Consider the following 25,380-nt stretch of genomic DNA (forward strand, 5'->3'; position numbering starts at 1 on the left):
GCCTCAGAAGACGATCGTGTGGTTCCCGTGCCGGATGACGCGGTCCTCGGCGTGCCAGCGCACCGCGCGAGAGAGCACCTGACGCTCCACGTCGGCGCCGCGGCGGACGAGCTCGGCAGTCGTGTCGGCGTGGGTGACGCGGATCGTGTCCTGCTCGATGATCGGACCCTCGTCGAGGTCGCCGGTGACGTAATGGCTCGTTGCACCGATGAGCTTCACGCCGCGCTCCTTCGCCTTGCGGTACGGCTCGGCGCCGATGAAGGCCGGGAGGAACGAATGGTGGATGTTGATGACCGGCACCGCGAGCTCCTCGAGGAACTCGGGCGAGAGGATCTGCATGTACCGCGCCAGGACGACGAAGTCGACGTTGCCCTTCAGCAGCTCGAGGATCTTCGCCTCGGACGCCGACTTGTCGGGGCCGGGCGTCGACGGCACGTGGAAGAAAGGCACCCCGAACGAACGGACGTCCTCCGCCGACGATGTGTGGTTCGAGATGACCATCGGGATGCTGGTGGGCAGCTCGCCGCGACGGTTGCGCCACAGCAGGTCGAGCAGGCAGTGGTCCTGCTTCGACGACAGGATCGCCATGCGTTTGGGCACCGACTGGTCCGTCAGCGACCACTCCAGCTCGAAGGGGGCGAGGGTCTCGGCGATCTCCGCCTCGATCGCGGGGCGCTGCGCACCGAAGCCGGGTCGGTGGAACACGACGCGCTGGAAGTACGCGCCGCCGCGGGGGTCGTCGGAGTACTGGTCGAACTGCACGATGTTCCCGTCGATCCGTGTGATCATCGCCGAGACGGCGGCGATGATCCCCGGAGTGTCCTTGCCGTGCACGATGAGGCAGGCGTGGTCGGCGTGGAGCTGCGGGGCGGGCGACGTCATCCCTCGATTCTGCCCTGTGACGACGGATGCCGCGGACCGCGGCACGAGCGCATACCTCGTTCGCGGGCCGGCGCAAGTCGTGGCGAGGACGGATGCCGGTTGAAAGGCTCGCGGAATGGCAGAACACGAGCTCGACCCGCATGACGCCCACCACGCGGAGTTCTGGGGTGAGCCGCGAGAGGGGTATGGCGTCGTCGTCGGAAACTGCCAAGCCGAGTCGGTCCGACTCGTCCTCGACTCGGATGAGGTGCCTCTCGTGCGCGTCCCTCCCGTGTACCTGCTGGATGCGGCGGCGACCCGCCGCCTGCACGACCTCCTCTCCGGAGCATCGATGCTCATCGCGCAGCCGGTGAAGGACGACTACCACGGCCTCCCGCTCGGGACCCGCCAGCTGGCGGCATCCCTCCCGCGGTCGAGTCGAGCGGTCACCTTCCCGATCGTCCGGTTCACCGGGCTGTACCCGTTCCAGGCGGCGCTGCACGTCCCGGGGGTGGAGGAGACGCCGCCGATCGTCGCGTATCACGACGTCCGCACGCTCGCCGAGGCCGCCGGTGCGCCGGTGCGCTCACAACTCGACCGTGACGCGGTGCACGCGGAGGCCGACGCGTCGCTCGCCGAGCTCCGGCGTCGCGAGGCGTCGCTCGACGTCGCGATCTCGGACGTGTTCGCCGACCCGGAGTTCGATCTGGTGCGCACCGTCAACCACCCCGGCAACACAGTTCTCCTCGCCCTCGGCGACCGGATCCTGCGCGCCCTCGGCCGTTCCGGCGAGGCGACCGATCCGGGTCGTCCCCTCTTGAACTCCGTCCACGCGCCTCGCGAGGACTGGGTGATCGACGCGTGGGACCTGGGCGCCGAACCCGACTCCGACTGGACCGTCGACGGGCGTCGGGTCGCACCTGCCGAGGTCCGCGAGGCGCACCTGGAGTGGTACCGCCGGCATCCGCAGTTCGTGCGCGGCGCCCTCGAGCGGCTGCGGCCCACGCTCGAGCGCTGGCGCCGCTGACGGGCGTAGCGTGGCGGCATGACCGACGCGCTCGACATCCGCGAACTGCACACGATCGACGAGATGGTCGCCGCCAGCGGCGTGTTCGAGGCGGTCTGGGGTTCGCCCGACGGGGGGATGCCGCCGAACCTGCTGCGCGCGCTGGAGCACTCCGGCAACTACGTCGTCGGGGTGTACGACGGTGGCCGTATGGTCGCCGCGTCGGCCGCGTTCTTCGGGCCTCCGGCATCCCGCAGCATGCACTCGCACGTCACGGGTGTCCTCCCTGACGCACAGGCGCAAGGCATCGGGCGGGCGCTGAAGGCGCATCAGCGGGAGTGGGCCTTCGGCCGCGATGTCGGCACGATCACCTGGACCTTCGACCCGCTCATCGCGCGCAACGCCCACTTCAACCTCGCGGTCCTCGGCGCCCGGGTCACCGACTACCTCGTCGACCACTACGGCGACATGGGCGACGCGATCAACAGCGGCGACGAGAGCGACCGGCTCCATGTCGCCTGGCACCTCGCCTCCCCCGTGCCGACGCCGGCACCCGGGGACGTCGTCGGGACCGTCGCGATCCCGACCGACATCGAGACCCTGCGTCGGACCGATCCGGATGCCGCGGCCCGGGCACGTCACGAGGTGCGGGATGCGTTCCGGGCGCAGCTCGACGCGGGGCTCGTGGTCGGCGGCTTCCGCACTGGCGAGGGCTACCTGTTCGTCCCCCGCGTACCCTGAGCCCATGCCGCCCGCTCAGCCCGCCGCATCCGTCCGCCTCGACGAGATGGAGCTGCGGGTGCTGCACCTCCCGCTCGTCTCACCGTTCACGACATCTTTCGGCACCGAGACCGTGCGCGAGGTCATCCTCGTCCGCGCGCGCACCGAGACGGGGGAAGGCTGGGGTGAGATCGTCACCCAGAACGCGCCCCTCTACTCGAGCGAGTACACGCACGGTGCGTGGGATGTCGCCACTCGATGGCTCGGGCCGGCTCTGCTCGGCCGCCGCGACCTCGCTCCCGAGGATGTGGCCCCGACGCTCGAGCCCTTCGTCGGTCACCGGATGGCGAAGGCGGGTCTCGAGCTCGCCGTCGTCGACGCGGCACTCCGAGCCGAGGGGCGATCGTTCGCCTCGTACCTCGGTGCGGCGGCGGCCACGATCCCATCGGGGGTGAGCGTCGGCATCCAACCCGACCCGACGGCGCTGGTCGAGACCGTCCGCGGCTACCTCGACGAGGGCTACGTGCGCATCAAGATCAAGATCAAGCCCGGTCGCGACATCGCTGAGACGGATGCCGTGCGTTCCGCCTTCCCCGACATCCCCCTGCAGGTCGACGCGAACTCCGCCTACACGCTCGCCGATGCGGACACGCTCGCGCAGCTCGACCGCTTCGGCCTCCTGCTCATCGAGCAGCCGCTGCAGGAGGACGACATCGTCGACCACGCCGCGCTCGCCCAGCACCTGAAGACCCCGATCTGCCTCGACGAGTCGATCACGTCGGCGAAGGCCGCCCGCGACGCGCTCGCCCTCGGTGCCACGACGGTCATCAACGTGAAGGCCGGTCGGGTCGGCGGCTACCTCGAGGCGCTCCGCATCGCCGACCTGTGCGAGGCGGCGGGGATCCCGGTGTGGTGCGGCGGCATGCTCGAGACCGGTATCGGGCGCGCGGCCAACGCGGCGCTCGCCGCGCACCCCGCGTTCACCCTGCCAGGCGACGTCTCGGCATCCGCTCGGTTCTACCGGGACGACATCGTGACCGAGCCCGCGGTCCTCGAAGACGGGCACGTCCGCGTCCCGACCGGCCCGGGGCTCGGAGTCGAGGTCGACGAGGCGGCGCTCGAGCGGTTCACGGTCGCGCGCGAGACGCTGCGGCGCTGAGCGCGCTCAGGCCGGCGTCACCAGACGATGCCGCCGCCGACGGAGATGCCGCCCCACGTGAGCAGGACGAAGATGCCGGCGAAGACGACGGGGGCGATGCCCTTTCCGCTTCGCGCGAGTCCCTTCAGGAGCGCGATCACGACGAGGACAGCGGCGACGATGGAGAGCCCGCCGCCGAGGAAGAGGCCGATGAACAGCGGGATCGGCATGAGGATGAGACCGAGCAGACCGACCCAGAAGGCGGCCCAGGCGGTCGGGTTCGAGCGGCGTTCGGTGGCATAGGTCATGCGACCATCCTCGCGGGGCGAGCGCGATGCCGCGATGGGGCTGTCCGGAACCGTGCGACGTGCTAGTGCGCCAGCAGATCGGCGTGGGGGGACCTGCCGAGATACATCGCGACCGCGTCGCGGCTCTTGGTGAGGCAGGCGAGCCGATCGTCGAGCGCCTGCAGCTCCGCGGCGAGCTCCTCGGCCAGGGCTCGCGTGCACGACGGCGGCTGCGTCGCCCGGCAGTCCGCCTCGAGGTCGAGCACGACCTTGACCATGCGGGTGGACAGTCCCGCCTGGATCAGACCGCGCACCCGCTGGGCCCGCTCGACGGCGTCGTCGTCTACTCGCGGTAGCCGTTGCCGGCGCGCGCCGAGGTGAGCAGCCCCTGCTCCTCGTAGTACCGGAGCATGCGCTGAGGGATGCCGGTGCGCGCCGTCACCTCGCCGATCTTCATCGTGTCCCCGATCCCCGCTTGACCTTCACATTGATGTGAGACTCTACGCTCGAGGCATGAGCACGTCCACCGCTTCCGTCCCCACCACGGCGACCTCCGCGCCGCGGTTCCCGCTCGGAGCGCTGCTGCTGCTCAGCCTCGCCGTCTTCGTGACCGTCACGGCCGAGTCGCTGCCCGCAGGTCTCCTGCCCGAGATGGTCGAGGGTCTGCAGACCGACCCGCTCGGCGTGGGCTTGCTCATCTCGGTGTGGGCGCTGACGGTCATCGTCACGAGCATCCCGCTCGCCCGACTCACCGCACGGTTCGACCGGCGCCTCGTGGCCGCCGGTGCACTCGCCGCCTTCGCGGTCGCGAACGCGTCGACCGCACTCGCGCCGACGTATGAGGTCGCCGTCGCGACCCGCGTCGCCGCCGGCGTCGCCCACGGCCTCTTCTGGGCGATCGTCATCGTCTATGCGACCTCGCTCCTCGCCCCGTCGCACCTCGGACGTGGACTCGCCCTCGTGACCGCCGGCGGAACCGTCGCCACCCTCGCGGGCCTGCCGGCCGGCGCCCTCATCGCGCAGCTGCTCTCGTGGCGCTGGTCGTTCGGCGTGCTCGCGATCGTCGCCTTCGCGCTCGCCGCCGCGATCGCGGTCCGGCTGCCGCGCCGCACTCCCGAGCCCGCCCTGCCGCGGGCCGAGCGTCCCGCGGGGACGGATGCCTCGCTCGTGCCGATCGCGCTCTTCGCAGCGGCGGCACTGGTCTTCGCGCTCGCGCAGTTCGCGACGTTCACCTACGTGCGTCCCCTGCTCGAGGTGTCGGCCGGCGCCCCCGAGGCTCAGGTCCCGGTGCTCCTGTTCGGCTACGGGGCGGCGGGGCTCGTCGGTGTCGTCGCAGCCGGGCCGCTCGCCGACCGGTGGCCGCGCGGTTCGCTCGTCGTCGCCCTCGCGAGCCTGGTGGTGGCCTTCGGCATCCTGAGCTTCGCGGCCGACACCCCGCTCATGTACGTCGCCCTCGTGGTGTGGGGCCTCACGATCGGCGCCTACTTCCCGCTGCAGCAGTCCATGCTCATGCGCATCGCGACAGATCGCACCCGCACGCTCGCCAGCGCAGGGACGGTCGTCACCTTCAACGTCGGCATCGCCGCGGGCCCGTGGCTCGGCGACCTCGTCGGCGGCGCCGCGCACCCGGCCGGCGCCACCACTCTCTCGGCCGGCGCCGTCCTCATCGCCCTCGCGCTCGTCATCGCCGCCCTCCTCACCGGCCGCCGCCGCCCCTGAGCCCCGCCCGCGTCAGCGGATGCGATGGATCCGCCGCGACACACCGTCGTGGGAACGGATGCCGCGGCGCGGCGCCCGGCATCCGTTGCATCGCGTGACGCCCGACGCGCCGGGGTGGCTGCGTCAGCCGATGCGATGGATCAGCCGCGACACACCGTCGTGCAAGCGGATGCCGCGGCGCGGCGCCCGGCATCCGTCGCATCGCGTGACGCCCCGCTCAACCCCCGGCGTCAGCGCGGCAGCGACGGGTGCGCCTCGTGCGGGTCGCGGCGCTGCGGGATGAACAGGGCGACGCCGAGTGCGATGACGGCGGCCCCGAGGCCGAGGGCGAACGAGACCTGGAACGCCGCAGGCGTCGGCACCGCGACGCCGCCCTGCATCGTCGACAGCCCGGCGAGCACCGCGCCGACGACCGCCGCGGCGATCGAGGTGCCGAGCGAGCGGAACAGCGCGTTGAGCCCGTTCGAGGCGCCGGTCTCGCTCTGCGGCACCGAGCGCATGATGAGCATCGGCATCCCCGCGTAGCCGAAGCCGATCCCCACGCCGATGAGGAGGTTGGCGACGAGGATGTGCCACACCTCCGACGCCCACAGCAACGAGTAGCCGTACGCGACGATGAGGGCGCTCGCGCCCATGATCAGCAGCACGCGCGGGCCGATCGTGCGAGCGAGGCGCCCCGAGAACGGTGAGAGCACCATCATCACGAGCCCCGCGGGCATGACGATGAGGCTGGCCTGGAAGAGGGTGAGTCCGAACCCGCCGACGGATGTCGGCAGCTCGAGCATCTGCGGATACGACACGTTCGAGCCGAACAGCGAGAAGCCCATCGCCACCGAGGCGAGGTTCGTGAGCAGGACGGCCGGCCGGGCTGCGACCCGCAGGTCGAGGAGCGGTTCGCGGATGCGGAGTTCGAACCAGCCCCACAGCAGCAGCACGACGAGCCCCCCGAGCCCGAGAGCGAGGGTCGCGGGCGAGGTCCAGCCCCATTCGTTGCCGCGTGACACGGCGAGCAGCACCCCGGTGAGACCGACCGCGAGCCCGGCAGCACCGGCGAAGTCGAAGCGGCCCGCCGTGCGCAGCACGCTCGGCGGCACGACGAGGACGACGAGGATGAACACGACGGCGCCGAGTCCTGCCGCCATCCAGAACAGGACGTGCCAGTCGCTCGTCTCGGTGATGATGGCGCTGACCGGCATGCCGACCGCGCCGCCGACACCCAGGGTCGCCGACATGAGGGCGATCGCGGCATCCACCCGGTCCTCGTGAAGGACATCGCGCATGATCGAGATCCCGAGCGGCACGACACCCGTCACGGCTCCCTGAAGCGCACGGCCGACGATGACGCCGCCGATCCCCGGCGACAGTGCCGCGATCACCGACCCGACGATCAGCAGCCCCAGGAGCACGAGGACGATGCGGCGTTTGCCGTACATGTCGCCCAGCCGCCCCGCGATCGGGGTGAAGACGGCTGCCGCGAGCAGCGTCGCCGTCACGACCCAGGCGGTGTCCTCGCGACTCGCGTTCAGCAGCTCGGGCAGCTTCGACTGGATCGGCACCACGAGGGTGAACATGAACGACGACGCGAGCCCCGCGATCGCCAAGACGGCGACGATCCCGCCCTGTCGTGGCATCCGGGTGAGTCTGCGTCTGTCGTCCGGAGCCATCCCTCCAGGCTATCCGCGGCCGGCGACGTCGGTCGCCGTCAGCCCGCGTCGCGCCAGGCGTCGGACTCCATGTGCGAGCCCGCCTGCGGACCCATCTGCAGCATCCCGCCGTCGACGACCCACGTCGCACCGGTCACGTAGGACGATGCGGGCGAGGCGAGGAAGGCGATGACGTCGGCGATCTCCTCGGGCTTGCCCGGACGGGGGATCGGGATGCCGGGGCGGTGAGTGTTCTCCGCGTCCTCGGCGTCCATGTCGTTGATGGGTGTCGCGATCTCACCGGGCGCGACCGAGTTGACCGTGATGCCCTTCGCGCCGAGCTCCTGCGCCATCGTCTTCACGAGCCCCTCGAGGCCGTGCTTCGAGGCGACGTAGGCCGCAGAACCGACCCGGGGCTGCGAGCCGTGGACGCTCGTGACCGCGATGATCCGGCCCTCTTGACCGGCCTCCGCCATGAGGGTCGCGGCCGTGTGCATCCCGACGAACGCCCCGTCGAGGTTCAGACCGACGACCTTTCGCCAGCCCTCGACGTCCATCTCGAGGAAGGGGCCGCCCGTCCCGCCGCCGGCGTTGTTCACGAAGACGTCGAGTCCGCCCAGCTCCTCCGCCAGACCGCGCACGATGCCGGGGACCGCGTCCAGGTCGGTCGCATCGAACTGGGCGACGACCGCCTTCCGGCCACGACGGCGGACCTCGTCGGCGGTCTCGTTCGCGCCGTCTTCGTCGGAGTGCCAGGTGACCCCGACGTCCATCCCCGCGTCGGCGAGGGCGAGGGCGGTCGCCCGGCCGATGCCGGAGTCGGAGGCGGTCACGATGGCGCGGCGAGGAGTGAAGGTCATGCCGCGACGCTACGGACCGCGACGGTGACAGGGGGCGGGGTTGACAGCGCTGCGCAGCCGCCCTAACTCCTCGGATTCCGTCGCTCCGCCGTGCGTGCTCGGCGCTACGGGGACCCGAGTCAGCCGGAACGGAGGGGTTGCGGCAGAACGCGAACCGGCCACCCGTCGACGGGTGGCCGGCTTCGTGCGGTGGGTGTCAGACGGCGTCCGGGGACGGCGCGTCGCCGGCTGCCGGCGCAGTCGGCTCAGCCGTCGGCACGGTCGGTCCGGCAGCGCGGCGGCGCAGGGGAGCGGCGTCCTGCTCGTTCGGCAGACCCTACTCGTTCTGCAGACCCTGCTCGTTCTGCAGACCCTGGGCGATGCCACGACCGGTGGCCTGGCCCTGGATGATGCCGCGCAGGTCGATGCCGGTCGCTGCCTGGACCGCGTCGAAGGTGGCGCGCATGCTCGATGCGCTCTCGCCGGCGATGTGGCTCGACGCGCCTTCGCCGCCGAGGACCGTGATCGAGCCGACCTTGTCGAAGCCGCGGGCGAACTCGGTCATGAGCGGCACCAGCGCCTCGATCGCACGCTGCGCGAGCAGAGCCTCCTGGTTCTGCGCGATGGCCGCGGCCTCCGCCTTGATCGCCTCGGCGCGCGCCTCGCCCTCGAGGCGGATCGCGTCGGCCTCGGCCTGGGCGCGCAGGCGCGTCGCCTCGGCCTCCTGCGCCGCGATCTGCGCGCGGGCCTCGGCCGCCTTGACCTGGGTGTACGCGTCGGCGTCCGCGGAACGCTGACGTTCGTAGAGCGACGCGTCGGCGACCTTCTTGACGTCGGCATCGAGCTGCGCCTGCCGGTTCTCGGCCTGCTGCAGGAGGACGGCCTGCTCGCGCTCGGCGCGGGCGAGGGCCTCGGCCTGCTCGGCCTCGGCGCGGGCACGGCCGACCTCGGCCGACGCCTGGGCGGTGTTGCGGTCGTACGCGGTCTGCTCGACGAGGTTCGCCTCGTCCGTGGCGATCTGCCGCGCCTTCACCTCGCGGGCCGCGTTGATGCGGGCGACCTCGGCCTCGCGACGGACGCGCTCGACCTCGGTCGCGCCGAGGGCGTCGATGTAGCCGTTCTTGTCGGTGACGCCCTGGATCTGGAACGAGTCGAGGATGAGGCCCTGGGCGAGCAGGTCGCTCTTGATGCCCTCGGCGATCTGGTCCGACAGCTTCTGCCGGTCCTTCATGAGCTGCTCGACGGTCAGTGTCGCGACGACACCGCGGAGCGCACCCTCGAGCTGCTCGGTGGTGAACTGCTCGATCGCGCCGTCCTGCGAGAGGAAGCGCTCGGCCGCGCGACGGACGAACTCGGGGTCGGAGCCGATCTTGACGAGAGCGACACCGCTGACGTTCACGGTGACGCCGTTGGATGCCTGAGCCGTCGGCTCCATCTTTATCTGGCGCGCGCGCAGCGAGATCATCTCGGCGCGCTGGGTGAGCGGGTTGACCAGGGCGCCGCCGCCGGTGATCACCGAGATGCGGGACGAGTCACCCGCCGCGTTCTTCTGGTTGCGGCCGACGATGACGAGCGCCTGGTCGGCCTTGGCGACCTTGTACCAGGCTCGCAGCACCACCATGAAGATGATGATGAAGACGATGACGGCGACGACGATGATGCCGCCGACGACGACCGCCCCTCCGGCGATGAGTGCGTCCATGTGTGGAATCCCCCTGAGTCTCGATGTCCTTCGTGCGGCCCCGCGAAGGCGCCCACTTCGAACGTATCGGTTAGTCCAGCCGCGTGACGAGGTTCGCCGCGTTCCGACGTCTGCCCGTACGCTGACGCCATGACGACCCCGCCGCCTCCGCCTCCCGCGCAGCCCTACCCGTACGCTCCGCCGATGCGCCCCGAGGACGAGAAGACCTGGGCGTCGCTCACCCACGTCAGCGGCATCCTCTTCGCGTTCCTCGGTCCGCTGATCGTCTACCTGGTCCTGCGCGATCGCGGACCCTTCATCCGGGCCCACAGCGCCGCGGCCCTGAACTTCCAGCTCACGATCCTGATCATCGCGCTCGTCTCCATCCCGCTGGCGTTCATCGGCATCGGATTCCTCCTGCTGTTCGCGGCCGGCATCTTCGCCCTGGTGATCGAGATCGTGGCGGCCGTGAAGGCCAGCCAGGGGCAGTGGTACACACCGCCCCTCAGCATCCGCTTCGTCTCCTGACCCCCGTCGTCGGCCGGAACCGGCGCGGATAGACTGGAGGATGCCGTGTCTCGCGGCATCCGCGCTGTCGCGCACCCCCCTCACGACGACCATTGGAGCCACCGTGGCCGAGCAGTCCCGTCTCGACAAAGTCATCGCCCTCGCACGTCACCGCGGGTTCGTCTTCCAGGCGGGCGAGATCTACGGCGGGTCGCGGTCGGCGTGGGACTACGGTCCCCTCGGCACGGAGCTGAAGGAGAACATCCGGCAGCAGTGGTGGCAGACCTTCGTCCGCGGTCGCGGCGACATGGTCGGGCTCGACTCGTCGATCATCCTCCCCAAGCGCGTGTGGGAGGCCTCGGGTCACGTCGCGACCTTCACGGACCCGCTCGTCGAGTGCCTGCAATGCCACAAGCGCTTCCGCGAGGACACGCTCATCGAGGACTTCGAGGCGCGCAAGGGGCGCAAGGCCGAGAACGGCCTGGGCGATGTGCCCTGCCCCAACTGCGGCACGAAGGGGCAGTACACCGAGCCCAAGTCGTTCTCGGGTCTCGTGAAGACCTACCTCGGTGTTGTCGACGATGAGAGCGGCCTGTACTTCCTGCGTCCCGAGACGGCGCAGGGCATCTTCGTGAACTTCTCCAACGTGCTCACCGCGAGCCGCAAGAAGCCGCCGTTCGGCATCGGCCAGGTCGGCAAGGCGTTCCGCAACGAGATCACTCCCGGCAACTTCATCTTCCGCACGCGCGAGTTCGAGCAGATGGAGATCGAGTTCTTCACCCCGCCCGCCGAGGCGGGCGAGTGGTTCGACCACTGGGTGCAGGCCTGCTGGAACTGGTTCATCGACCTCGGCATCGACCCCGAGAACATGCGTCAGTTCGACGTGCCCGAAGAGGACCGCGCGCACTACTCCGCCGGCACGATCGACGTGGAGTACCGCTTCGGGTTCGCCGGCAAGGAGTGGGGCGAGCTCATGGGTGTCGCCAACCGCACCGACTACGACCTCTCGAGCCACATCGAGGCGTCGGGGCAGAAGCTCACCTACTTCGACCAGGCATCCGGGGAGACCTACGTCCCCTACGTCATCGAGCCGTCGTTCGGTCTGACGCGCGCCATGATGGCGTTCCTCGTCGACGCGTACCGCGAGGAGGAGGTGCCGAACGCGAAGGGCGGCACCGACACGCGCACGGTGCTCGGCCTCGACCCGCGCCTCGCACCGGTGAAGGTCGCGGTGCTGCCGCTGAGCCGCAACGAGCGCCTGTCGCCGCTGGCCCGCAAGGTCGCCGACGATCTGCGCGCGAACGGCTGGAACGTCGACTTCGACGACGCCGGCGCGATCGGTCGTCGCTACCGCCGGCAGGACGAGATCGGCACGCCGTTCTGCGTCACCGTCGACTTCGACTCGCTGGACGACGACGCCGTGACCGTCCGCGACCGCGACTCGATGGCTCAGGAGCGCATCGCGCTCGCCGAGCTGCACGCCTACCTCGCCCCGCGCCTGCGCGGCGCCTGACCCCGCGGCGGCTCAGCCTTTCGCGGCCTTCGCCGCCGCCTTCGCGGCGCGCTTGTGCTCGCGGACCTTCGCGAGCGACTCGGGGGAGACGATGTCGGCGACGGAGCGGAACGAGCCCTCTTCGCCGTAGGCGCCGGCAGCCTCGCGCCAGCCCGCGCCGGTGAAGCCGTACTGCTTGCCGAGCAGTGCGAGGAAGATGCGCGCCTTCTGGTCGCCAAACCCGGGCAGGGCCTTGAGGCGCCTCAGCACCGTCGCGCCGTCGGGGTCGCCCTCGGTCCACAGCGCCGACGCGTCGCCACCCCACTCGTCGACGAGCGCCTGGCACAGCGACTGGACTCGACCGGCCATCGAACCGGGGAACCGGTGCACGGCGGGGGTCTCGCTGAACGCGGCAGCGAACTCCTCGGGGTCGGCGGCGGCGATCCCGGCGGCATCGAGTCCGCCGGTGCGCTCACGGATCTTCAGCGGCCCGGCGAAGGCGGTCTCCATGGCGATCTGCTGGTCGAGCAGCATTCCGATGAGGAGCGCGAGGGGTTCGTCGGTGAGGAGCGCGTCGGCTGCCTCGTCGCCGGTGATGTGGAGAGCCATAGGCCTATGTTCGCACTCCGCGCCGCCGCGGGGTGGGGGAGGATGGACACCATGGATCCCTCGGCCGCACCCGATCTGATCTCTCAGGCGCGCCACGCTCGTGTCGCCGTGGTGGGCGGGGGTGTCGCGGGTCTTGTCGCCGCGCTCGAGTGCGCGAAGCTCGGCATCCGGGTCACCCTCTTCGAGGCCGCCGACCGGCTCGGCGGGATCGTGGCCTCCGCCGAACTCGACGGCCATCGGATCGACGTCGCCGCCGACGGTTTCCGGGTGGCTCCCGGCGCCCTGAACGAGCTCATCGACGAGCTCGGACTGACCGACGCCGTCGTCACGGCACGCGAGGCGGAGACATGGGTGGCGGGCGGCCACGGGGTCGCGCCCCTCCCCGACGCGTCGATCCTCGGCATCCCCGCCAATCCTTTCGACGCGCGGGTCCGGCGCATCATCGGCTGGTCCGGCGCCTGGCGCGCCTACATCGACCGCCTGCGTCCGCCGCTGACGATCGGTGCGCAGCGCAACCTCGCCGCGCTCGTTGAGAGCCGGATGGGGTCGCGCGTGCTCGAGCGGATGGTCGCGCCGCTGACCTTCGGCATTCATGGCGTCCCGCCCGAGCAGGTCGACGTCGACCGGGCCGCCCGCGGGCTGAATGCCGCCCTCACGCGCACCGGATCGCTGTCGGGTGCGGTGGCGCAGCAGTTGCCGGATGGGGATGCCGGTCCATCCCGGGCCACCCTCGACGGCGGCATGTCCGTGTTCATCGACGCGCTCGGGCAGCGCCTCAGCGAGCTCGAGGTCGACATCCGCACCGAGACGGAGGTCACGAGTGTGGAGCGGACGGCGGCGGGCTGGTCGCTCACGACCGTGGCCGAGGACGGTCTCGACGTCGACGCGGTGATCGTCGCGACGCCGGAGCGCCCTGCGCGCCGGCTGCTCGTACCGCACCTGCCCGGTCTTGAGGGGGGCATGCTCTCACCCGACGATGTCGACGTCGTCACCCTCGTACTCGACGCGCCCGCGCTCGATGCCCGACCGCGCGGACACGCCGTCTACGCGGTGCCCGGCACCGCCCCCGCGATCGCGGTCGTCCACGCGACCGCGACGTGGCCGCGCACAGAGGGCGACCCGCACGTCGTGCGGGTCACGACGGCGGCGAGCGATCTCCGCGACGGTGATGCGATCGCGGTGTCCACCGGAGCGGCCGCGCAACTTCTCGGGGTCGATCTCGGCACGGTACGCGGCACGCATCGCGCGCGCTGGCCGCGGTCGCTGCCCTCGTCGGCGCTGTCGCCCGAGCGTGACGAGCTCCGCCGAGCCGCTCGTCGGGACGACCGGCTCGGCGTCGTCGGCGCGTGGATCGACGGTACGGGGATCACTCGGGTCGTGGCTGATGCGAAAGACGAGGCGGAGCGCATCCGCTCGGCCCTGCTGTGGCACGCAGACGGCACCTCTGCACCGACCTGAGCCGGCTGTCAAGGGTGGATGCCGCGAACGGAATGCGCCGTTACTCTGGGGTCTCGGCATCACATCGCCACGAACGTGAGGAATCGCCATGAAGGGCAAGATCGGAATCGTCGTCGGACTCACCGCCGGCTACGTCCTCGGGGCCCGCGCGGGCCGTCAGCGCTACGAGCAGATCAAGGACGCCTACCTGCGGGTCTACAACACCCCGGCCGTGCAGAAGCAGGTCGACAAGGTGAGCGAATTCGGCAAGTCGGCGGCGTTCGCCCTGCCGAGCGTGCTCTGGAGCAGTGCCGTGAAGATCACCCGCGCCGCGACCACGAAGGGCACCCCGGGTGACAAGCTCGATGCCGCCCTCGACGCGTCGAAGGACGCCGCCGACGACGTGAAGGATGCCGCCGAGACGACCGCCGACGCCGTGTCGGGCTCGAGCACCTCGGAGAGTTCGACCGGGTCGGGAACCGCGAAGCGTTCGACCTCCACCAAGAAGAGTTCGTCCGCCTCATGAGCACGCCCCGCGGATTCCGCGATCGGGGTGACGACAGCCTCCTCGGTCTGGTCGGTGAGCTTCCCGAGCTCGTCAAGAACCTCATCGTCGCCGAGATCAACGCCGCGAAGGCGTGGGCGACACGGACCGGGAAGGATGCCGGCGTCGTCGGCCTCTGGTTCGTCCTGGCCCTGTTCGTGCTGTTCTGGACCCTGCCCGCGATCGGTGCGTTCACCGTCATCGGGTTGTCCTCGTGGATGGCGCCCTGGCTTGCAGCACTGATCCTCGTCGTGCTCGGCCTGCTGCTGGTCGTCGTCTTCGCCCTGCTGGGCATGCTGCGCATCAAGCGGATGAAGAACCGAGAGAACCCCGCGAAGGCCCTGTCGACCGACGCCCGAATCGTGAAGGAAGTGGCCGATGAGTTCTGACGTCCCCCGCACTGCCGTCCCCCTCGGCATCTCGGACCCCGTCGAACGCGCTCGGGCGGAGCTGAAGGCTGCGCTCGCCGCCATCGAGGAGAAGGCCAACGTGCCCAAGCGGGCGGCGCGGGCCACCCGCCGCGCGCAGGTGTCGGCTCGCGAGTTCGCGGACCGCAACCCGACCGGAGCCGTTGTCGCGGCCGTCGGTGCCGCCGCCGCCATCGGGCTCGTCGTCTGGGGTGCCGTCCGGCTCTACACGCGCTGACCGACGCGAGGCACACCGGCGGACGAGTCACCGCTGGCGACCCGGGGTATGCTCGGAACAGGCAGCGGCGAAGGCGCAGATGCTGCCGACGACAGGGTCCCGAACGTTCGCACGTCGTGCATCGTTCCGCTGAGCGTCGGCCGTCTCGCTCTGGGGCGGCCACCGCCTATACGAGAGTCGAACCATGAACACACCTGCTGCGGCAGCACCGAAACCCCTCAAGGGGTGGCGTGTGCTCGTGCCTCGTGGGGGTCCGTGGGGCGACAGCGTGGCTGCCGCTCTGCGCACACAGGGGGCGACGCCGGTCATCGCACCGCTCATCAACTTCGCGCCGTCCGAGGACCCGACCGACCTCGAGTCGGCGCTCCAGGACCTCGCCGCGGGGGCTTTCGACTGGGTGACCCTCACGAGCTCGACGACCGTCGACGTGCTCCACGCCTACCGGGCGGTCATTCCCCCCAGCACACGAGTCGCCGCCGTGGGTGAGACCACCGCGGCCGCTCTGGGCGCGGTGGGCTACCGCGTCGACCTCGTCCCAGACGACGACAACTCCGCCGCCGGGATGGCCGCGCAGCTCATCGCACTCGAGCCGGAGCCGATGCGGGTCCTCACCCTCCGGAGCGAGCTCGCGAAGCCGGTGCTGACGCGTCTGCTCAACGAGGCGGGGCACGACGTCCGCAGCGTCGTCGCCTACCGGACCGTCGGCGTGCCCGTCACCGAGAAGGTCGCCACCGACGTCCGCTCCGGGCGCATCAACGCCATCCTCGTCACCAGTGGATCCGTCGCCGAGCAGGTCTACGAGCAGTTCCCCGACATCCCCTCCGGCACCGTGATCGCCGCCATCGGCCCGCGGACGGCGAAGGACGCCCGACGTGCCGGACTGGGCGTCAGCGTGATCGCGAAGGAGCAGACGGTCGCGGGCCTGATCGCCGCGGTGGCCCAGTTCCCCCTGCCGCACGCGATCGACGAGTTCGCCCCTCCGACCGGTTCTTTTCCCCGCATCCAGGGCTGACGTCCGTGGTCGAGACCGGATCGTTGCGCGGGCGGCATCCGTCGCGCATGACGTGTTTGGCAGACTGATCCCATGGTGACGCTGCTGCTCGATTCGTCGCGACTGGAGGTCGCCCTCTCGGCCACCGAGCGCGCCCTGTCGTTCCGCAAGGAGGCTGTCCGCGTGGAGCGGACGCACATCGCGAAGGTGCAGCTCGTCGACGATCCGTGGACGTGGCTGCGCGGCGTTCCGACACCCGGCACCGTCATCCCGCGGACCGTCGCGATGGGGCGGTGGCGTTCCGCCGGCGGCGACGATTTCGTCCTCGTCCGGCGGCGGCGACCGTCGGTCGTGATCGACCTCGAGGGGGACCCCGAGTTCCAGCGGCTCGTCATCACGACGCGTCACGGCCTGGCGCTCGTCCAAGCGCTGCGTCTCGAAGCCGAGGATGAGCCCGTCGACGTCGTCGAGCTCGTGACGACCGAGATCCCGGTGCAGCGGCCGGATGCCGAGACCGCCGCACCTTCGCGGGCGCCGCGCCGGCGGGCGCCGCGACCCGCGCAGGCCTGACGGCGCACGGCTCGCGCCGAGGATCGGGCCGGTAACGTTGCCGGGGTGAGTGAACCCGCGGCATCCCGTCTGCTCGTCCGTGCGGAGGGGAGCGTCGGACGCATCACGCTCAACCGGCCCGGGGCGATCAACGCCGTCGACCACGGAATGATCCGTGGGATCGCCGAGGCGCTCGACGCGTGGGAGCATCACCCGGACATCCGTCTCGTGCTGCTCGACGGTGCCGGTGGCCGTGGGTTCTGTGCCGGCGGCGACGTGCGGGCGCTGCGCGAGCAGATCCTCGCGGGCGACGCCGAGGCCGCGATGGCCTTCTTCCGCGACGAGTACGCGCTGAACGCGAGGATCGCCGAGTACCCGAAGCAGGTCGTCGCCTTCGCCGACGGCGTCACGATGGGCGGCGGCATCGGGCTGGCGGGCCACGCCGCCGTGCGGATCGTCACCGAACGATCGCGCCTCGCCATGCCCGAGACCCGCATCGGCTTCACCCCTGACGTGGGCGGCTCGTGGCTGCTCGCCCACGCCCCCGGCCGCCTGGGCGAGTACCTCGCTCTCACCGGCGGGACGATGGATGCCGCCGACGCGATCCACGCCGGATTCGCCGACCACTTCGTGCCCGCCGACCGCCTCGACGACGTGCGCCACGCGCTCGTGACGCGGGCCGACCCCGACACGCCCACCGAGATCGCGATGCTCTTCGACGAGACTCCCGAACCGTCCCGCCTCGCGGCGTCGCAGGACTGGATCGACGACGCGTTCGCCGCCGACACCGTCGCGGGCATCATCGCGCGTCTGCGCGACCGGCCCGAACCGGATGCCGCGGCCACCGCCGACCTGCTCGAGACCCAGGCCCCGACGGCGCTCACGGTCACGCTCGCCGCCGTGCGTTCGGCGCGGACCCTGCCGGGGCTGCGCGCCGCGCTGGCGCAGGAGTACGCGCTCGTCGAGTGGTTCGGACGGACCCAGCCCGATCTCGTCGAGGGCATCCGCGCTCAACTCGTCGACAAGGACCGCACGCCGCGCTGGCAGCCCGGCCGTCTCGAAGACGTCCCCGCCGATCTTGCCCACACGGCGCTCGCGTTCCGCCCGAGCGCCCCACTCTGGAGCTGACGTGTTCGACAGCCCTCTGTCCGCCTCCGCATACGAGGTCCTCGGCGTGGCCGCGGACGCGAGCGAGGACGACCTCCGCAAGGCGTACCGCCTGCGTCTGCGTCAGACGCACCCCGACACCGGCGGGGACGCCGCGCAGTTCGTGCAGGTGCAGCGCGCCTGGGAGCTCGTCGGGACGGCCGACGCGCGGTCCGCCTACGACCGGGGGCACGGGTTCGGGCAGGCGGTGTCCTACGGCCCCGACACGCAGGCCCCGATGTGGCGTCCTCAGACGCGGCAGGCCGACACCCGCCCGCGCGCCCGGTCGTTCGGCCAGCCGGGCGGCTGGCGCCGCGAGCGCTACCTCGATCTCATCCGCGAGTGGGCCGGCCGCGGCGTCGACCTCGCGGACCCGTACGACCCCGCTCTGGTCCGCAGCGCCCCGCACGAGGTGCGGCGCCTGCTCGCCGACGCGCTCGCCGAGGAGGCGACGGCACGGATCGTCGCCGAGCTCGGCATGGGCTACACCGTCTGGCACGACGTCGCCGCGGATCGGCGGGACCCCGACGTGAAGCTCGATCACATCGTGCTGGGCCCGAGCGGGCTCTACGCCGTGCTGTCCGAGGACTTCGGCGCGCCGGTGCGCAGCCGGCGCGGCGAGCTGGAGGGCGACACCGTCGTGGGGGCACCGGTCGCACAGCTCGTGCTCGCGGCGCGTGCGCTCGGCCGCGCGGCGAAGGTGCGCTTCAGCGCGGCTCTCGTCGTGCTGCCGGACGACGACGTCGCGACCGCAGTGGAGGAGCTCGGAAAGGTGAAGGGGCTGCCCGTCGCCGTCGTCGCCCGGAGCGTCCTTGCGACCGTGCTGCGCCGCGGTGTCAGCGGCGCCCGCGACATCGGCGGCAACGAGCTCTTCGACGTGCGGACGCGGCTGCAGCAGACGGTCCGCTTCGCTTGAGTCTCAGTCGCCTGCGCCGACGAGCTCCATCGGGTGGGTGAGTCGCCACCACGGGTCGGGTCCGTCGAGTGCCGTCGTCACGCTCACCGGCACGTCGACCTCGTCTGCGGGGCCGGCGAGGGTGATCGTTCCGGCATCCGCTCCGGCTGCGGCATCCGCGTCGATGTCGAAGGCGGGTTCAGCCGTGGCCGTCGCGCCGTTCCACAGATGAAGCTCGGCGTCCTCGTCGGTGACGACCGTGGTCGTCGCACCCCAGGCCGTGGTGACCTCGCCGACGACGGTCCCCGCCGGAAGGGTCGTCGTGACGGATGCCTCCTGAGCGACGGCGTCGAGCAGGGCCTCGGTCTCGTCGACGCGAGCTGCATCGGTCGGTGCCTCGGCGACGGACGCGAACAGCGTCGTGGGGCCGCCGCCCAGGTCCAGCGACCGTGCGGCGACGAGGTTGTAGGAGCCTGCGTAGCTGCCGGTCTTCAGGCCGATCACGCCGTCGGTGCCGAGGAGGGCGTTCGTGTTCTCGAACTCGCCGGCGCCGGGGAGCTCCGCGGACTCCGTGGCGACGATCTCCGCGATGACGGGGTTCGCCATGGCCTTCTCCGCGAGGGCGACCATGGCCGCCGGCGTCGCGACGTTGCCGCGGTCGTAGCCCGAGGCATCCGTCACCGTGATCCCGTCGAGCTCGTTCTCGACGAGCCACGCGTTCGCGGCGGTGACGTAGTCCTGGACGGATCCGAAGGCATCGGTGGCGAGGCGGTCGGCGTAGTTGCTGGCCGACGCGATGAGCATGCCCTGAAGTATCTGGTACTCGGTCAGCGACCCGTCGTCGGGGACGTTGAGGGCGGACTGGTTCTGCGCGACGTATCGCCAGTACTCCTGGCGATCGGCGTAGGTGAACTCGTAAGCGGGTCCCTGCTCGCCTGCGGCGAGGGGCGCCTGATCCAGGATCACGAGCGCGGTCACCAGCTTGGTCGTGCTGGCCATCTGCGCGGGTGTCGTGGACGAGGCCGCGGGAGCGAATCCGGCGACGCCCACGGCGGACTCGGCGTCGGTCGGCCACGCGATCGCGGACGGCGCGCCGGTCAGGGCGGCGGCATCGGTCGCGCTCGCCGCAGGGGTCACGTTGTTGAGCGGCCAGAGCAGCATCGCGGTCGTGTAGGCCGTCGCGACCGCGAGGACGGCGAGGGCGGGGATGCCGAAGAACGCCAGGGGGATGCCGCGACGCCGGCCCGCGGGGGGCAGCAGGTCGTAGGAGGCCGGCCGCGGCTGGGCGGCGCTCACCGGACGCCCCTCGTCATCGACCCAGCCGAGCGCCGTGTGGTCGGCGGAGGGGGAGGCAGGCTTCGCGTCGCGCCGTCGCCGGCGGATTCGGGGATCAGCGTCGTCCACGGTCACCGGACCACGGTAGCGCGGTCTGCCTGTGGCTATACTCGACGCACAACCACGGGAGTCCGGTGAGCCGGGCTGAGAGGAAGCGATCCACGCTTCGACCGTCGAACCTGATCCGGATCATGCCGGCGCAGGGAGGAGAGAGAAATGCACGCTGTCGCGTCCACATCCGAGACCCGCACCACCTCATCGCCGGGCCGCTTCCGCTGGCGGGTCATCGACATCGTCGTGGCCTCCGTCCTCGGCGTCGCATCGGGTCTCATCTTCCTGTTGTGGAACATCGGCTACCTCGGCCCGAAGACACTCCTCGAGCCGCTCCTGCCCGGTCTGCAGGGCCTGCTCGACGGACCGTGGCTGTTCGCCGGGGTCCTCGGCGCCCTGATCATCCGCAAGCCCGGTGCCGCCGTCTACACCGAGACCCTGGCGGCCGTCGTGTCGGCCCTCGTGGGGAACAGCTGGGGCGGCTTCCTGACCATCGAGGCGGGACTCGTGCAGGGACTCGGTGCGGAGTTGATCGTGCTCCTCTTCCTCTACCGGCGGTTCACCCTGCCCGTCGCGGTCCTCGCCGGTGCGGGCGCGGCGCTCGCCGGCGGCATCAACAACCTCATCCTCTGGTACGCGGGCGCGGACGTCGCCTTCACGGGTGTCTACCTCGTCTCCACCGTTCTCTCGGGGGCCGTCATCGCAGGCGCGCTCTCGTGGTTCCTGGCTCGCGGGCTCGCCGCCACGGGTGCGCTCGACCGATTCGCCATCGGACGCGAAGCGCGCAGTCGTGTCTGACGCATGACCCGTCCCGCACGCGTCGACGTCCGAGGGTGGGGGTGGCGCCACGCGTCACGGAACGCCTGGGCCGTGCGCGGGGTCGACCTGACGATCGCGCCGGGGGAGCGCGTGCTCCTCCTCGGCGCGTCCGGTGCCGGCAAGTCCACGCTGCTCCATGGTCTCGCGGGGGTCCTCGGCGGCGCCGACGAGGGCGAGATGGAGGGGGACATCCTCCTCGACGGAGGCCGCGCCGCAGCGCAGCGCGGCCGAGCCGGTCTCGTTCTGCAGGATCCGGACTCGCAGGTCATCCTCGCCCGCGTCGGTGACGACGTCGCGTTCGGCTGCGAGAACCTCGGTGTGCCGCGAGAGCAGATCTGGCCGCGGGTCGAAGCGGCACTGACGGCGGTCGGTCTCGACATCCCGCGGGACCGCCCGACGAAGGCGCTCTCGGGTGGCCAGAAACAGCGACTCGCGCTCGCGGGTGTCGTCGCGATGCAGCCGGGACTGGTGCTGCTCGACGAGCCGACCGCGAACCTCGACCCGGACGGCGTCGCCGAGGTCCGCGACGCGGTCGCGGCGATGCTGCAGACACATCCCGCGACCCTCGTCGTGGTCGAGCACCGCGTCGACGTCTGGTTGCCGCTCGTGGACCGGGTCATCGTGCTGGGTGGTGCCGATGCGCCGGGAGTGATCGCCGACGGCACCCCCGAGCAGGTGCTGGGATCGCTCGGCGAAAGCCTTGCGAAGGCGGGCGTGTGGGTGCCGGGGCATCCGCCCGCCGCGCCCGCCCCGCCCGTCGCCGCACCGGGCGAGACACTGCTGACCGCGCGCGGTCTGTCGGTCCAGCGGGTCGCCGGCCACCCCGTCGCGACCGGCATCGACCTGGACGTGCGGGCGGGCGAGGTCCTCGCGGTGACGGGGCCCAACGGCGCCGGCAAGTCGACGCTCGGGCTCACCCTGGCCGGGCTCCTGCCCCCGGCGGCGGGCGAGGTCGTGGCGACGAGCGCCCTTGCGGACGGCATCGGACCGCATCCGATCCGCTGGTCGTCCCGCGAGCTCCTCACCCGCATCGGGACGGTCTTCCAGGATCCCGAGCACCAGTTCCTCGCGCGCACGGTGCGTGACGAACTGGAGATCGGCCCGACCGCGCTCGGGCTCGCCGAGCCGGAGGTGGCGGCGATCGTCGACGGCCTCCTGGAGCGGATGCGGCTGACGCGGCTCGCCGGGGCGAACCCCTACACGCTCTCGGGCGGAGAGAAGCGCCGCCTCACGGTCGCGTCCATGCTGGCGACAGCGCCGCGGGTGCTCGTCCTCGATGAACCGACCTTCGGGCAGGACGCGACGACGTGGTCCAGCCTGATCGCGTTCCTCGCCGAGCTCCGCGATGCGGGGTCGGCGGTCGTCGTCATCACCCACGATCTCCACGCGGTCGACGCACTCCATGCGCGCGAGGTCCGTCTGGGGGTCGAGCAGTGACGCTCCTCGACGGGCAGGCCAGGACCGGCGTCGTCGCCCGCATCAATCCGGTCGCGAAGCTGGCGGCGAGCGGTCTCGTCGCGGTCCCGCTGGTGTTCACCCTCGACTGGGTGTCGGCGGCGGTGGCGCTCCTCCTCGAGTGCCTCTTGATCCCGTTCGCCGGTTTGCGCTGGGCGGAGTTCTGGCGGCGGACCTGGCCCGTCTGGATCGCAGCGCCGCTGACGGCGGTCACGATCGCCTTGTACGGCGAAGCCGACGGGCGCGTCTACGTCGAATGGCTGCTCATCCGCGTCAGCGACGGCTCGCTCGAACTGGCTGCGGCGACGCTCCTCCGCGTGCTCGCCGTCGCGCTGCCCTCGGTCGTCCTGTTCATCACCGTCGACCCGACCGATCTCGCCGACGGTCTGGCGCAGATCGTCCGGCTGCCGGCGCGGTTCGTCCTCGGCGCGCTCGCCGGCCTGCGGATGATCGGTCTGTTCATCGACGACTGGCGCTCTCTCGAGCTCGCCCGTCGTGCGCGCGGGGTGGCCGACCGCGGGCGGCTGCGGCGGTTCGCGGGGATGGCCTTCGCGCTGCTCGTGCTGTCGATCCGACGCGGGTCCAAGCTCGCGACGGCGATGGAGGCCCGGGGGTTCGGAGCCCCCGGTCCTCGAACCTGGGCGCGCACATCGACGTTCGGGGGTCGCGAGTGGGGGCTGATCGCGATCGGCGCGGGCATAGCCGGAGCGGCGGTCGTCGCCGCCGTCGCGGCCGGCACCTGGAACTTCATCCTCGGCCCGTCCTGATCCGCCCGATGGTGCGACGTCGGCACGATCGGTGGTGCGGGTGTCGAGTCGCCGCCGTTTCCGGGTGGCTCCCGCACCCCGGGTCGTGCATCCGTCCCGGGGTGACGCTCAGAACCGGTAGGCGAAGCACACCGAGCGCGGCATCGTCTCGATGTAGGGCGCGTAGACCGGGATGCGGGTGAACCCGAGCGACTCGTACAGCGCGATGGACTCCGGCTGGGGGATGCCGGTCTGCAGGATGACCCGATCGGCGCCGCCCGCGCGTGCCCGGTCGAGAGCCGCCGTCATCAACGCCCGAGCCAGTCCGCGACCCCGCGCCGCCGCGGTGACGACGAGGCGTTTGATCTCCCATTCGGCGCCGAGTCGGCGGAGGATGACGTGCCCGGTGGGGATGCCGTCCTCGTCCACCGTGACGAGGGTCGCGACGATCTCCTCCGGGTGCATGGCGAGCGCCCGCGAGCGGGCGACCTTGCGCTCGGCCGGTTCGTCGCCGTGGAACCCGTCGTAGCGGGCGCCGAGGTCGGCATCCAACTCGTCGCGCAGGGCCGCTGCGCGCGGGTCGTCCCACGCGACCTCGAGGATGCGGGACCCGGTGCTCGTCCGTTCGCTCACCGGACGAGCCTATGCGTCCGCGAGCCCGTCGAGGCGGCGGACGAGGCGCGCGGGCGCGGTCCGGCGGTACGAGGCGTCGAGCAGCTCGGCGAGTTCGGTCTCGTCGGTTGCGGCGAGGTCGATTCCCAGCCACCCGGAGGGTCCGAGGTAGGCCGGCGACCAGAACCGCGGGTCTTGGCGCAGCGCCGGCTCGTCGTCCCGATCCGGCAGGATCATCACCGCCGCGTCGTGGCGCTCGAAGTCGCCGGGACTCCGTCGTACCGAGCCGCTGAAGTACGCGAACACCTTCGTCGTGAAGAACGCGGGCCGGCCGTGACTCACCTTCTCGTGTGCGTCGGGCAGTGCGAGGGCGTGACGCCGGATGAGGGCGAGCAGGGGATCGTCGTCGTGGAACATCTGCGGGTGCGCGGGCATCGCTCCATCCTGGCCCTGCCCGAGGCGGGGCGCACCTGGTAGCGTCCGCCGCATGACCGTCGCCGTTCCCCCGCGCCTGCGGTGGAGTGGTGCTGGCGCCGTCCTCGCCGTCGCCGTCCTCCAGGTGGTCGCCGTCGTCGTCACCGGGGCGTCGTGGTTTCTGCGAACCGTCTTCGCCGGCGGCGCGTGCGCACCCGACTGCGACTGGGCGGCGGCGGATGCCGCGGGCGTGCTCTTCGTCGCGGCGGTCCTCGCAAGCGTCGCCGTCACGGCGGCCGCGGCGGTCCTCGCGGGGCGAACGGGGCGCGACCTCGCCTGGGTCCCGCTGTTCTCGACCTCTCTGGTGGTCGCGGGCTATCTCGCGGCCGCTGCGCTCTTCGACGGCGCGATGCGGTGATCGGTCAGGTCGCGTTCCACAGGCTCCGGTAGTACGCCATCCGCTCCTCATCGGGTTCGACCCCGTAGGCCTCGAGCAGCAGACCGTCCCAGCCCGGCCCGTAGTTCCAGCCCGTGCTCATCGCAGCGACGGCGATGTCTCCCCAACGGTCGCCGAGGCCCAGCTGCCCGAGGTCGACGTGTCCGCTCCAGCGTCCGTCGTCGCCGATGAGGGTGTTCGGCGCGCAGGCGTCGCCGTGGCAGACGACGAGGTGCTCGATCGGGGGCGGCTCGCGCAGAAGGCCGGGCAGGACCACACCTCGCGCGGCGGCATTCGCGACCCGCGACGGTACGGTCCAGTCGAAGGGGCAGGATGCCACGGGCAGGCTCTCGTGCAGGGCCCGCAAGCCCTCGCCGATCGCCCGAACCGCCGTCTCGGGACGCGCCACCCACTCGGGGTCGACGGCGGAAGATCCCGCGATCGCGCGGGTCACGAGCCACTCCGTTTCGCCGTCGTCGCCCTGTTCGACCACCGTCGGCACGCGCAGGTAGGGGGCCGCCCAGGCCATCCGCTCCGCCTCATCCGCCATCGAGGTCTCGAGATGGACCGGACCGATCTTGATGAATCGGTCGTCGTCGGTGCGGAATGTCCGCCCGCCGAGCGTGTTCTGCCACACCGGCACGAGTGCCGCACCCCGCGCGAGGCGACGCACGATCGGGGGGACGGGCGCGTCGGCGAGGGGGATGGACATCCCCCCATCCTGTCGCCGGCTGCCGCGGACGGCTACCCTGGAGGCATCCTGCGGTCGTGGCACCCAGTCGCGCGTAGAGTGAAACTCGATC

Annotated in this window: 30 protein-coding genes and 1 riboswitch; of the genes, 18 read left to right on the forward strand and 12 right to left on the reverse strand. The window is 71.5% G+C overall.

Going from position 1 to position 25,380, the window contains the following annotated elements:
• Positions 1–3: 3 nt before the first annotated feature.
• Entirely contained in the window at positions 4–882 is an 879-nt protein-coding gene (gene purU / locus AB0259_RS12050) for a formyltetrahydrofolate deformylase (RefSeq protein WP_251581484.1), read from the reverse strand.
• Between the two features lie 115 nt (positions 883–997).
• On the opposite strand from purU, the gene AB0259_RS12055 reads away from it, so the two are divergent.
• From AB0259_RS12055 to menC, 3 genes are read left to right on the forward strand one after another with little or no spacing between them, the layout of a single operon-like run.
• Complete coding sequence (locus tag AB0259_RS12055) at positions 998–1,888, forward strand: WcbI family polysaccharide biosynthesis putative acetyltransferase (RefSeq protein ID WP_366222773.1); 891 nt, start codon at positions 998–1,000, stop codon at positions 1,886–1,888.
• Positions 1,889–1,906: 18 nt separating this feature from the next.
• Complete coding sequence (locus AB0259_RS12060; RefSeq protein WP_366222774.1) at positions 1,907–2,608, forward strand: GNAT family N-acetyltransferase; 702 nt, start codon at positions 1,907–1,909, stop codon at positions 2,606–2,608.
• A gap of 4 nt (positions 2,609–2,612) precedes the next feature.
• Positions 2,613–3,746, forward strand: coding sequence for an o-succinylbenzoate synthase (menC, locus tag AB0259_RS12065; protein WP_366222775.1), 1,134 nt, complete (start codon positions 2,613–2,615; stop codon positions 3,744–3,746).
• A gap of 17 nt (positions 3,747–3,763) precedes the next feature.
• Here menC and AB0259_RS12070 read toward each other — a convergent pair whose 3' ends face one another.
• The 3 genes from AB0259_RS12070 to AB0259_RS12080 form a co-directional block, all read right to left on the reverse strand.
• Positions 3,764–4,033, reverse strand: a complete 270-nt coding sequence (locus AB0259_RS12070) for a hypothetical protein (protein ID WP_251581505.1) — start codon at positions 4,031–4,033, stop codon at positions 3,764–3,766.
• A gap of 62 nt (positions 4,034–4,095) precedes the next feature.
• Positions 4,096–4,326: a hypothetical protein gene (locus tag AB0259_RS12075; RefSeq protein WP_366222778.1), complete on the reverse strand. Its 231-nt coding sequence runs from the start codon at positions 4,324–4,326 to the stop codon at positions 4,096–4,098.
• 29 nt (positions 4,327–4,355) lie between these two features.
• Entirely contained in the window at positions 4,356–4,469 is a 114-nt protein-coding gene (locus tag AB0259_RS12080) for a MerR family DNA-binding transcriptional regulator (RefSeq protein ID WP_366222779.1), read from the reverse strand.
• A gap of 56 nt (positions 4,470–4,525) precedes the next feature.
• Between AB0259_RS12080 and AB0259_RS12085 the strand changes: the two genes are divergently transcribed.
• On the forward strand, positions 4,526–5,731 hold the full coding sequence (locus AB0259_RS12085) for an MFS transporter (protein WP_366222781.1): 1,206 nt from the start codon (positions 4,526–4,528) through the stop codon (positions 5,729–5,731).
• A gap of 230 nt (positions 5,732–5,961) precedes the next feature.
• On the opposite strand, the gene AB0259_RS12090 is transcribed toward AB0259_RS12085, so the two are convergent.
• The 3 genes from AB0259_RS12090 to AB0259_RS12100 form a co-directional block, all read right to left on the reverse strand.
• Positions 5,962–7,362, reverse strand: a complete 1,401-nt coding sequence (locus AB0259_RS12090; protein WP_366222783.1) for an MFS transporter — start codon at positions 7,360–7,362, stop codon at positions 5,962–5,964.
• 71 nt (positions 7,363–7,433) lie between these two features.
• Positions 7,434–8,234, reverse strand: coding sequence for an SDR family oxidoreductase (locus AB0259_RS12095; protein WP_366222785.1), 801 nt, complete (start codon positions 8,232–8,234; stop codon positions 7,434–7,436).
• Positions 8,235–8,550: 316 nt separating this feature from the next.
• Complete coding sequence (locus AB0259_RS12100; RefSeq protein ID WP_366222786.1) at positions 8,551–9,915, reverse strand: SPFH domain-containing protein; 1,365 nt, start codon at positions 9,913–9,915, stop codon at positions 8,551–8,553.
• A 129-nt stretch (positions 9,916–10,044) separates the two neighbouring features.
• Here AB0259_RS12100 and AB0259_RS12105 point away from each other — a divergent pair, with 129 nt between their 5' ends.
• Complete coding sequence (locus AB0259_RS12105; protein WP_366222788.1) at positions 10,045–10,422, forward strand: DUF4870 domain-containing protein; 378 nt, start codon at positions 10,045–10,047, stop codon at positions 10,420–10,422.
• Positions 10,423–10,525: 103 nt separating this feature from the next.
• Positions 10,526–11,914 (forward strand): glycine--tRNA ligase, encoded by a 1,389-nt coding sequence (locus tag AB0259_RS12110; RefSeq protein WP_251581519.1) that lies wholly within the window; start codon positions 10,526–10,528, stop codon positions 11,912–11,914.
• Between the two features lie 12 nt (positions 11,915–11,926).
• Here the strand turns inward: AB0259_RS12110 and AB0259_RS12115 are convergent, their stop codons facing one another.
• Positions 11,927–12,502 (reverse strand): HhH-GPD-type base excision DNA repair protein, encoded by a 576-nt coding sequence (locus AB0259_RS12115; RefSeq protein WP_366222789.1) that lies wholly within the window; start codon positions 12,500–12,502, stop codon positions 11,927–11,929.
• 51 nt (positions 12,503–12,553) lie between these two features.
• Here AB0259_RS12115 and AB0259_RS12120 point away from each other — a divergent pair, with 51 nt between their 5' ends.
• From AB0259_RS12120 to AB0259_RS12155, 8 genes are all read left to right on the forward strand, one after another.
• Positions 12,554–13,960 (forward strand): FAD-dependent oxidoreductase, encoded by a 1,407-nt coding sequence (locus AB0259_RS12120; RefSeq protein WP_366222790.1) that lies wholly within the window; start codon positions 12,554–12,556, stop codon positions 13,958–13,960.
• 88 nt (positions 13,961–14,048) lie between these two features.
• Positions 14,049–14,465 carry a hypothetical protein gene (locus AB0259_RS12125; RefSeq protein WP_366222792.1) on the forward strand — a complete coding sequence of 139 codons (417 nt, stop codon included), beginning with the start codon at positions 14,049–14,051 and terminating at the stop codon, positions 14,463–14,465.
• Entirely contained in the window at positions 14,462–14,872 is a 411-nt protein-coding gene (locus tag AB0259_RS12130; RefSeq protein WP_251581534.1) for a phage holin family protein, read from the forward strand. Before AB0259_RS12125 ends, AB0259_RS12130 begins: the two co-directional genes overlap by 4 nt.
• Positions 14,862–15,128: a hypothetical protein gene (locus AB0259_RS12135; protein WP_251581536.1), complete on the forward strand. Its 267-nt coding sequence runs from the start codon at positions 14,862–14,864 to the stop codon at positions 15,126–15,128. The genes AB0259_RS12130 and AB0259_RS12135 overlap by 11 nt, the downstream gene beginning before the upstream one ends.
• A gap of 184 nt (positions 15,129–15,312) precedes the next feature.
• Positions 15,313–16,140 carry a uroporphyrinogen-III synthase gene (locus tag AB0259_RS12140; RefSeq protein WP_251581537.1) on the forward strand — a complete coding sequence of 276 codons (828 nt, stop codon included), beginning with the start codon at positions 15,313–15,315 and terminating at the stop codon, positions 16,138–16,140.
• A gap of 72 nt (positions 16,141–16,212) precedes the next feature.
• A complete protein-coding gene (locus AB0259_RS12145) occupies positions 16,213–16,689 on the forward strand; it encodes a hypothetical protein (RefSeq protein WP_366222794.1) in 477 nt (158 codons plus the stop codon).
• Positions 16,690–16,734: 45 nt separating this feature from the next.
• Positions 16,735–17,796: an enoyl-CoA hydratase/isomerase family protein gene (locus AB0259_RS12150; RefSeq protein WP_366222796.1), complete on the forward strand. Its 1,062-nt coding sequence runs from the start codon at positions 16,735–16,737 to the stop codon at positions 17,794–17,796.
• A gap of 1 nt (position 17,797) precedes the next feature.
• Positions 17,798–18,730, forward strand: a complete 933-nt coding sequence (locus tag AB0259_RS12155) for a DnaJ domain-containing protein (RefSeq protein ID WP_366222798.1) — start codon at positions 17,798–17,800, stop codon at positions 18,728–18,730.
• A 3-nt stretch (positions 18,731–18,733) separates the two neighbouring features.
• Here the strand turns inward: AB0259_RS12155 and AB0259_RS12160 are convergent, their stop codons facing one another.
• Positions 18,734–20,119 carry a hypothetical protein gene (locus AB0259_RS12160; RefSeq protein WP_366222803.1) on the reverse strand — a complete coding sequence of 462 codons (1,386 nt, stop codon included), beginning with the start codon at positions 20,117–20,119 and terminating at the stop codon, positions 18,734–18,736.
• Positions 20,120–20,157: 38 nt separating this feature from the next.
• A riboswitch (TPP riboswitch) is annotated at positions 20,158–20,267 on the forward strand.
• Here AB0259_RS12160 and AB0259_RS12165 point away from each other — a divergent pair.
• The 3 genes from AB0259_RS12165 (at position 20,261) to AB0259_RS12175 (ending at position 23,136) form a co-directional block, all read left to right on the forward strand.
• Positions 20,261–20,893, forward strand: a complete 633-nt coding sequence (locus AB0259_RS12165; RefSeq protein ID WP_251581552.1) for an ECF transporter S component — start codon at positions 20,261–20,263, stop codon at positions 20,891–20,893. Its footprint overlaps the riboswitch before it by 7 nt.
• A gap of 3 nt (positions 20,894–20,896) precedes the next feature.
• Positions 20,897–22,351 (forward strand): ABC transporter ATP-binding protein, encoded by a 1,455-nt coding sequence (locus AB0259_RS12170; RefSeq protein WP_366222805.1) that lies wholly within the window; start codon positions 20,897–20,899, stop codon positions 22,349–22,351.
• The gene (locus tag AB0259_RS12175; RefSeq protein WP_366222807.1) at positions 22,348–23,136 is read left to right on the forward strand and encodes an energy-coupling factor transporter transmembrane component T; all 789 of its coding nucleotides are present in this window, start codon (positions 22,348–22,350) and stop codon (positions 23,134–23,136) included. Before AB0259_RS12170 ends, AB0259_RS12175 begins: the two co-directional genes overlap by 4 nt.
• Before the next feature lie 108 nt (positions 23,137–23,244).
• On the opposite strand, the gene AB0259_RS12180 is transcribed toward AB0259_RS12175, so the two are convergent.
• Both AB0259_RS12180 and AB0259_RS12185 read right to left on the reverse strand, forming a co-directional pair.
• The gene (locus AB0259_RS12180; RefSeq protein WP_366222808.1) at positions 23,245–23,748 is read right to left on the reverse strand and encodes a GNAT family N-acetyltransferase; all 504 of its coding nucleotides are present in this window, start codon (positions 23,746–23,748) and stop codon (positions 23,245–23,247) included.
• Between the two features lie 9 nt (positions 23,749–23,757).
• Complete coding sequence (locus AB0259_RS12185; RefSeq protein WP_366222810.1) at positions 23,758–24,162, reverse strand: MmcQ/YjbR family DNA-binding protein; 405 nt, start codon at positions 24,160–24,162, stop codon at positions 23,758–23,760.
• 52 nt (positions 24,163–24,214) lie between these two features.
• Here AB0259_RS12185 and AB0259_RS12190 point away from each other — a divergent pair, with 52 nt between their 5' ends.
• On the forward strand, positions 24,215–24,559 hold the full coding sequence (locus AB0259_RS12190) for a hypothetical protein (RefSeq protein ID WP_366222812.1): 345 nt from the start codon (positions 24,215–24,217) through the stop codon (positions 24,557–24,559).
• Between the two features lie 4 nt (positions 24,560–24,563).
• Here the strand turns inward: AB0259_RS12190 and AB0259_RS12195 are convergent, their stop codons facing one another.
• Positions 24,564–25,289 (reverse strand): aminoglycoside 3'-phosphotransferase, encoded by a 726-nt coding sequence (locus AB0259_RS12195; RefSeq protein ID WP_366222814.1) that lies wholly within the window; start codon positions 25,287–25,289, stop codon positions 24,564–24,566.
• Between the last annotated feature and the right edge of the window lie 91 nt (positions 25,290–25,380).

It is taken from the genome of Microbacterium sp. NPDC080005, assembly GCF_040702445.1.
Classification (GTDB): Bacteria; Actinomycetota; Actinomycetes; order Actinomycetales; family Microbacteriaceae; genus Microbacterium; species Microbacterium oleivorans_D.